We start from the raw sequence: 7,841 nt of genomic DNA, 5'->3' as shown, positions 1-7,841 counted from the left end.
TTGTACATATTTTTATTTTTAAGTTACTAAGATGCTGAGATGCTAAGATGCTAAGTTTTTTTGATTTATCCCTCAAGACTTTAAATGTAAAAAAGTCTCAACAGAATATTGAGACTTTTTTGGAATTTATTATTTTAAATACCCGGAATTATCCAAGTACTTCTTTTACTTTTTTACCAATTTCAGCTGGCGAATCAACAACGTGAATTCCGTTGTCTCTCATGATTTGTTTTTTAGCAGCAGCAGTATCATCAGAACCACCAACAATAGCACCTGCGTGACCCATTGTTCTACCTGCTGGAGCAGTTTCTCCCGCAATAAAACCAACAACTGGTTTACGGTTACCATCAGCTCTTACCCATTTAGCAGCATCAGCTTCTAATTGACCTCCAATTTCACCAATCATAATGATGATTTCAGTTTCTGGGTCGTTCATTAATAATTCAACTGCTTCTTTAGTTGTAGTTCCAATAATTGGATCTCCACCAATACCAATAGCAGTAGTAATTCCTAAACCTTGTTTTACAACCTGATCAGCAGCTTCGTAAGTTAAAGTTCCTGATTTAGAAACGATACCAACTGTTCCTTTTTTGAAAACAAAACCTGGCATAATACCAACTTTAGCTTCACCCGGAGTAATTACACCAGGACAGTTTGGTCCGATTAATCTTGAATTTCTTTCTTTAACATAGTTGTTAGCTTTAATCATATCTGCTACAGGAATTCCTTCAGTAATAGCAATAATTACTTTAATTCCAGCGTCAGCAGCTTCCATAATTGCATCAGCAGCAAAAGCTGGCGGAACAAAAATGATAGATGTATCTGCTCCGGCTTGTTCTACAGCATCTTTTACTGTGTTAAAAACCGGACGGTCTAAATGGCTTGTTCCTCCTTTACCCGGAGTTACACCACCAACAACATTTGTACCGTACTCAATCATTTGAGAAGCGTGGAAAGTTCCTTCGCTACCTGTAAATCCTTGAACAATTATTTTGGAATCTTTATTAACTAAAACACTCATGATATATATTTTATGTAGTTTTTAAAATTGTGATGCAAAAGTAAGGTTTTGTAACGTATTTTAACCTTTTTGTCTTTAAAAAAATTAAGAAAATTGACTCATTTGATAACCGCGATATAATTTATCATCTTTTATTTGCCAAATTGTGGCAAAATGAGCTAATAACATCTCTTCTCTAGGGTTCTCAATCGTTTTTACAAAGTGAGAATATCGTATTGAAACTAAGTCTTCTTCGGCAATGATATGGCTAATTCTAACCTTCGAACGAACATAAGCTCGACTAAGCTCATTTGCCATAGCCATCATAGAATCGTAATCCATTTCGATTAGTCCTTTAGTGCTGTTCCAGTCTAACTTTACTTCGGGATGTAAGTAAGCTTTCATGATTTCGCTATCAATTAAGGCATCTGACTTGTAAAATTTTTGAACAAATTCTTTTATAGACATAATTACTTCAATTTATTTAGAATTTCAGGAATCTTTTTGATATTGGCCATTTGTTTTAACTTTTCTCTCGATTCTTCGATTGGGGTTCCGAAATAAGACTTTCCTCCTTCAACTGATTTGGTAACTCCTGTTTGTCCCATAATAACAGCCTTTGCTCCTATTGTAATGCCACTGGTTGTTCCTACCTGTCCCCAAATGGTAACTTCATCTTCAATTATTACACATCCGGCAATACCAGTTTGTGAAGCAATTAAACATTTTTTACCAATTACAGTATCATGTCCAACATGTACCTGATTGTCCAATTTTGTACCTTCACCAATAGTGGTATCACCAGTAACACCTTTGTCAATTGTACACAGCGCTCCTATGCCGACATTGTCTTCGATAACTACTCTTCCTCCGGAAATTAACTGATCGAACCCCTCAGGACGTTTTTTGTAATAAAAAGCATCGGCTCCTAAAATAGTTCCGGCATGAATCATTACGTTGTCGCCAATTACGGTATGATCGTAAATAGTGACATTGGGGTGAATCAGACAGTTTTTACCAATGGTAACATTGTTTCCGATAAAACAGTTGGGCTGAATTACAGTACCTTCTCCGATAGTTGCAGAGAGTGCAATCGACACATTGGTGCCTTGAAATGGTCTGAAGTGTTTGGTTAAGATATTAAAATCTCTGAAAGGATCATCAGAAATTAGAAGGGCTTTACCTTCAGGACAATCTACTTTTTTGTTAATCAAAACTATAGTAGCCGCCGATTGTAAAGCTTTGTCATAATATTTAGGATGGTCAACAAAAACAATATCTCCGGCTTCAACGACATGTATCTCGTTCATGCCTAAAACAGGAAAGTTTTGGTCACCAATAAATTCGCAGTCAAGCAAATTTGCAATTTCTTGTAAAGAATGACTCTTTGGAAATTTCATATATTTTTTTAGTTTTCAGTCTCAGTTTTCAGTCTCAGTTTTCAGTCTGCATTAACAAACTGATAACTGCGACTGAAAACTGAAAACTCATAAAAACTACTCCTTTACACGCTCCATGTAAGAACCTGAAGCTGTATCAATTTTAATTTTATCACCTTCGTTGATGAACAAAGGAACGTTTACAGACGCTCCAGTTTCTACTGTCGCGTTTTTTGTAGCATTTGTAGCTGTATTTCCTTTTACTCCCGGCTCAGCATAAGTAACTTCAAGAATTACAGAAGATGGCATATCTACTGATAAAGGCAAGTCAGTTTCAGTATTTACCTGAACCATTACACTTGTTCCTTCTTTCAATAATCCCGGAGCATCTAAAATGTTTTTATTTAGAGAGATTTGCTCGAAAGATTCTGTGTTCATAAAATGAAACTCATCACCTTCAGCATATAAAAACTGGTAGTTATGCGTTTCTACACGAATAACATCAATTTTATGTCCAGCAGAAAATGTATTATCCAATACTTTCCCTGATGTTAAACTTCTTAATTTTGTTCTTACGAAAGCAGGTCCTTTTCCAGGTTTTACGTGAAGAAATTCAACAATTTTAAAAATATCGTGGTTGAATTTAATACACAATCCGTTTCTAATATCTGATGTAGATGCCATTTTTTTATTTTAGATTTTAGAATGTAGATTTTAGATTCCAGCTATAGAATAAATCTTCATTTTTATATTAATATTTTTAATTTTCAATTTTCAATTTTTTCAACTTAGAAATCTAAAATCAGAAATCTAAACTCTAAAATTAATAGTTTCCGGAATATCCTTTCATGATTCCTCTAGATGAATTTCGGATAAAATCCAGAATTTCATCTCTTTCAGGAGTTGCTTCCATTTCAGCTTCAATAATACTTAAAGCCTGCGTCGTGTTGTAATTCTTTTGGTATAAAATTCTATAGATTTCCTGAATTTCTCTGATTTTCTCAGTACTGAAACCTCTTCTTCTTAAACCTACTGAATTAATCCCTACATACGACAAAGGTTCTTTTGCTGCTTTTGTATAAGGAGGAACGTCTTTTCTAACCAATGATCCACCCGAAATCATAGCATGATCTCCGATATGAATAAACTGATGAATCGCTGCTAAACCACCAATTACAGCGTGGTTTCCAACAACTACGTGACCTGCAAGTGCAACACCGTTTACAATGATGGCATTATTGCCAATTTCGCAATCGTGTGCAATGTGAGCGTAAGCCATAACTAAACAATTGTTTCCAAGAATAGTTTGTCCGGAGGCCACTGTACCTCTGTTGATCGTAACACATTCTCTAATTGTACAGTTATCTCCAATAATAGCTAGAGAATCTTCTCCGCCGAACTTCAAATCTTGTGGTACCGCAGAAATAACCGCTCCCGGAAAAATATTGCAATTTTTACCAATGCGGGCACCTTCCATGATCGTCACATTTGAACCAATCCAAGTACCATCACCAATAATAACATTATTGTGAATTGTTGTAAAAGGTTCAATTACAACATTTTTAGCGATTTTAGCGCCAGGATGAACATATGCTAATGGTTGATTCATATGTATTTTTTATATTTTAAATTAAAATAGTCTAATTTGGGCAACAAACCTAAACAATAAAATTGATTAATTATTATTGTTTTCTCGCAATTTGAGCCATTAATTCTGCCTCGGTCACTAATTTCCCATTTGCGTAAGCATTTGCCTGCATATGACAGATCCCTCTTCTGATTGGAGAAATCAATTCGCATTTGAAAATTAAGGTATCACCTGGCAATACTTTGTGTTTGAATTTGACATTATCAATTTTCATAAAGTAAGTCAAATAATTTTCGGGATCCGGAACTGTGCTTAAAACCAAAATTCCACCCGTTTGTGCCATTGCTTCCACAATTAATACCCCCGGCATAACCGGTGCTTCTGGGAAATGTCCAACAAAGAAATTTTCGTTCATGGTTACATTCTTCAAACCAACCACGTGACGATCAGACATCTCGATAATTCTGTCAATCAACAAGAATGGAGGTCTGTGAGGAAGCATCGCCATGATTTTATGAATATCCATCAAAGGTTCCTGATTTAAATCATAAACAGGTACATGATTTCTTTGCTCAATCTTGATAATTTTAGCTAACTTTTTAGCAAACTGTGTATTTACAAAATGCCCTGGTTTGTTGGCGATAATTTTTCCTTGTATACGAACTCCGATAAGAGATAAATCTCCAATTACATCAAGAAGCTTATGTCTTGCTGCTTCGTTTGGATAGTGTAAAGTAAGATTATCAAGAACACCATTTGGTTTTACCGAAATTTCATCTTTCCCGAAAGCTTTCTTTAAATTCGCCATAGTAGATTCCGAAATTTCTTTGTCTACATATACGATTGCATTATTTAAATCACCACCTTTAATTAAACCGTGCTCTAGTAATGACTCTAATTCGTGTAAGAAACTAAAAGTTCTTGAACTTGCAATTTCATTTTTAAAATCGGCTATACTTTTCATAGTAGCATTCTGGGTCCCTAAAACTTTAGTCCCAAAATCTACCATTGTAGTCACCTGATAATCGTCGCTAGGCATAACCAAGATCTCGCTTCCGGTCGTTTCGTCTGTAAATGATATTACTTCTTTTACTACATAAACGTTACGTTTAGCGTCTTGCTCTTCTATTTCAGCTTTTTCAATTGCTTCCACAAAATATTTTGAAGAACCATCCATGATAGGAAGTTCTGAAGCATCTAATTCTATAATAACATTGTCAAGATCACATCCAACTAATGCCGCCAAAACATGTTCAGGAGTTTGAATTTTTACGCCAAGTTTTTCTAAATTAGTACCTCTTTGCGTATTAACAACATAGTTAGCATCAGCCTCAATGACCGGCTGACCTTGCAAATCTACTCTTACAAAAGTGAAACCATTATTTATTGGAGCTGGTTTAAAAGTCATTGTAACTTCTTTCCCAGTGTGTAATCCAACGCCTGTTAGTGAAATTTCATTTTTGATGGTCTTCTGTTTAACCATTATTTCCATTTTTTGGGTTTATTATTTGTTTTTTTAATTCTTCTCCTTCGGAAACTATTTTAGGCAGATTCTTGAAATGAACATACGATTTGTTAAAATCAGTATAACCAAGAGACGGTGTCCCTTGTAGGATTTCATCATCTTTAATATTTCTTGCTACTCCTGATTGAGCCTGCAATCTCACATTGTTACCTATAGTCAAGTGTCCTGCGATACCTACTTGTCCGCCAATCATACAGTTCTCGCCAATTTTAGTTGAACCGGCCACACCTGATTGCGCTGCAATTACAGTATTTTTGCCAATTTCAACATTGTGCGCAATCTGAATCTGATTGTCTAATTTAACTCCTTGTCGGATAATAGTTGAACCAAGAGTTGCTCTGTCGATGGTAGTGTTAGCACCAATATCAACATTGTCTTCAATAATAACGTTACCAATTTGTGGTACCTTACTGTATACTCCTTCGTCATTTGGTACAAAACCAAAACCATCCGCACCAATAATAGTTCCGGAATGAATAGTGCAATTGTTACCAATTATAGTTTCGGAATAAATTTTAGCGCCTGCAAAAATATACACATTATCGCCAATAACAACATTATCTCCAATAAAACTGTTCGGATAAATTTTTACATTGTCGCCCAGAACCACGTTTTGTCCAATGTAACTAAAGCTTCCTAAATATAAATTCTCTCCATATTTAGTTCCTTCTGTTATAAAAGACTGTGCTTCTATACCATTTTTATTTAATTTAACCTGATTGTAAAACTGTAGAAGTTTAGAGAAAGAAGCATAAGCGTCTTCCACTTTTATTAAAGTTGTAGTGATTTCCTGTTCCGGAATAAAGCTATCATTAACAATTGTTACAGATGCTTTTGTGGTATATATATGATTGATATATTTTGGATTGGCCAAAAAAGTAAGCGATCCCTCCTCACCTTCTTCTATTTTAGATAACCGAGAAACTTCTACATTGGGATTCCCAACAACTTCTCCTTCTAAAATTCCCGCTATTTGTTCTGCTGTAAATTTCATTGCGACAAAAATATAAAAAATAGATTTTAAATGTTAATTTTAGATAAGTTGTTTTGGGAAACAGATGTAATATTTTGTTACCAATTTAGATAATGACCTCAAATTCAATTGGTCAGATGCTTCTACAACATCTTCAATTGTTTTGTCTTTTTTCAAAATTCGTATGGGTTCAGCTTCTTTGCTATAAGCCTGATTTTTAATTTTTCCACCAAAAATAAAATAACCGGCTTCTAATTGTGTAATATGGTGTTCGTTAGCAAATTCTTCCTTCAGCGATTGTAATTCTTCGACAGGTATTTTTTCTGCGGTAAGCTTAATTTTAAGTAAATCTCTATTAATAAGCATTTTACTTAAAGTAGAAAGTATAAAATCATTGTGCTTTTGCCAAGCTTTTAAAGCGCTAATAATATCAAAATCATCCAGTTGAGAAAATAGGTCTAATTTTTCAGCATCAAAATCCTCCAGAGTGACTCTGTTCTTCATGAAATACAAAAGCGGCTCACTGCACGGCAGAATAATGCCTTTTAGAGTAAGTTCTTTAGCTCTTTTTAGTACCTTCATCAAAATTAATTCTGCCACGAGACTTGTTTTATGCAAATAAGCCTGCCAATACATCAATCTTCTTGAAAGCAGAAACTTTTCCACAGAATAAATTCCTTTTTCTTCAATTACCAAAGTACCGTCAACTACATTCATCATCTGAATCAAACGCTCAGAATTTACATTTCCCTCGGCTACACCAGTATAAAAACTGTCTCTTTTTAAATAATCCATTCGGTCCATGTCGAGCTGACTTGAGATCAGCTGTAACATGAATTTTCGGTGGTAATCGCCTTTAAAAACCTGAATAGCCAGACTTAGTTTTCCTTCAAACTCTTCGTTGAGCCTGTTCATAAACAACAATGAAATGGCCTCATGATGCACATCTTCTACGATACTCTTTTCCATGGCATGCGAAAAAGGTCCGTGACCTATATCGTGTAGTAAAATGGCTATATATAACGCATTCTCTTCTTCAGTCGAAATTGCAACTCCTTTAAAACGAAGTGTATCTACTGATTTTTGCATTAAGTGCATACAGCCTAAGGCATGATGAAAACGCGTATGATTTGCTCCGGGATAAACCAAATACGACAGACCCATTTGCGAAATACGGCGTAAACGCTGAAAATAAGGGTGCTGAATTAAATCGTAAATAAGTTCGTTCGGTATGGAGATAAACCCATAAATGGGATCATTGAATATTTTTAACTTATTGATATGAGTCACTATTTGGTTATTTTTAGGTGAACAAATATAAGTAATTAACCATAAACAACTTTGCGTTTTTTACTTAAAAATCAACAAAGGTTCCC

8 protein-coding genes are annotated in these 7,841 nt (G+C 34.9%); all 8 read right to left on the bottom strand.

The annotated features are described in order from the left end of the window. Nucleotides 1–148 precede the first annotated feature (148 nt). A complete protein-coding gene (gene sucD / locus JO950_RS20230) occupies nucleotides 149–1,021 on the bottom strand; it encodes a succinate--CoA ligase subunit alpha (protein ID WP_017497509.1) in 873 nt (290 codons plus the stop codon). Between the two features lie 84 nt (nucleotides 1,022–1,105). Then, nucleotides 1,106–1,468, bottom strand: coding sequence for a nuclear transport factor 2 family protein (locus JO950_RS20225; RefSeq protein WP_202704250.1), 363 nt, complete (start codon nucleotides 1,466–1,468; stop codon nucleotides 1,106–1,108). Between the two features lie 2 nt (nucleotides 1,469–1,470). Next, entirely contained in the window at nucleotides 1,471–2,400 is a 930-nt protein-coding gene (locus tag JO950_RS20220) for a UDP-3-O-(3-hydroxymyristoyl)glucosamine N-acyltransferase (RefSeq protein ID WP_089077628.1), read from the bottom strand. 96 nt (nucleotides 2,401–2,496) lie between these two features. Continuing rightward, complete coding sequence (gene efp, locus JO950_RS20215) at nucleotides 2,497–3,063, bottom strand: elongation factor P (protein ID WP_017497512.1); 567 nt, start codon at nucleotides 3,061–3,063, stop codon at nucleotides 2,497–2,499. A 139-nt stretch (nucleotides 3,064–3,202) separates the two neighbouring features. Beyond that, on the bottom strand, nucleotides 3,203–3,988 hold the full coding sequence (gene lpxA, locus JO950_RS20210; protein ID WP_017497513.1) for an acyl-ACP--UDP-N-acetylglucosamine O-acyltransferase: 786 nt from the start codon (nucleotides 3,986–3,988) through the stop codon (nucleotides 3,203–3,205). A 73-nt stretch (nucleotides 3,989–4,061) separates the two neighbouring features. After that, a complete protein-coding gene (locus JO950_RS20205) occupies nucleotides 4,062–5,450 on the bottom strand; it encodes a bifunctional UDP-3-O-[3-hydroxymyristoyl] N-acetylglucosamine deacetylase/3-hydroxyacyl-ACP dehydratase (RefSeq protein WP_026110093.1) in 1,389 nt (462 codons plus the stop codon). Continuing rightward, complete coding sequence (lpxD, locus tag JO950_RS20200) at nucleotides 5,443–6,486, bottom strand: UDP-3-O-(3-hydroxymyristoyl)glucosamine N-acyltransferase (RefSeq protein WP_202704249.1); 1,044 nt, start codon at nucleotides 6,484–6,486, stop codon at nucleotides 5,443–5,445. Before lpxD ends, JO950_RS20205 begins: the two co-directional genes overlap by 8 nt. Before the next feature lie 39 nt (nucleotides 6,487–6,525). Beyond that, nucleotides 6,526–7,755: an HD domain-containing protein gene (locus JO950_RS20195; protein WP_202704248.1), complete on the bottom strand. Its 1,230-nt coding sequence runs from the start codon at nucleotides 7,753–7,755 to the stop codon at nucleotides 6,526–6,528. Nucleotides 7,756–7,841 lie beyond the last annotated feature (86 nt).

The sequence above is a fragment of the Flavobacterium sp. UGB4466 genome, assembly GCF_903469665.1.
In the GTDB taxonomy this organism is placed as follows: domain Bacteria; phylum Bacteroidota; class Bacteroidia; order Flavobacteriales; family Flavobacteriaceae; genus Flavobacterium; species Flavobacterium lipolyticum.
Note: the sequence above shows the minus strand (reverse complement) of the source record. Positions and strands in the feature narration are given on the sequence as shown.

Bases quoted from the DNA above. Each gene is read 5' to 3' on its own strand.
- sucD (WP_017497509.1), bottom strand. From the start codon at position 1,021: ATGAGTGTTTTAGTTAATAAAGATTCCAAAATAATTGTTCAAGGATTT.
- JO950_RS20225 (WP_202704250.1), bottom strand. From the start codon at position 1,468: ATGTCTATAAAAGAATTTGTTCAAAAATTTTACAAGTCAGATGCCTTA.
- JO950_RS20220 (WP_089077628.1), bottom strand. From the start codon at position 2,400: ATGAAATTTCCAAAGAGTCATTCTTTACAAGAAATTGCAAATTTGCTT.
- efp (WP_017497512.1), bottom strand. From the start codon at position 3,063: ATGGCATCTACATCAGATATTAGAAACGGATTGTGTATTAAATTCAAC.
- lpxA (WP_017497513.1), bottom strand. From the start codon at position 3,988: ATGAATCAACCATTAGCATATGTTCATCCTGGCGCTAAAATCGCTAAA.
- JO950_RS20205 (WP_026110093.1), bottom strand. From the start codon at position 5,450: ATGGTTAAACAGAAGACCATCAAAAATGAAATTTCACTAACAGGCGTT.
- lpxD (WP_202704249.1), bottom strand. From the start codon at position 6,486: ATGAAATTTACAGCAGAACAAATAGCGGGAATTTTAGAAGGAGAAGTT.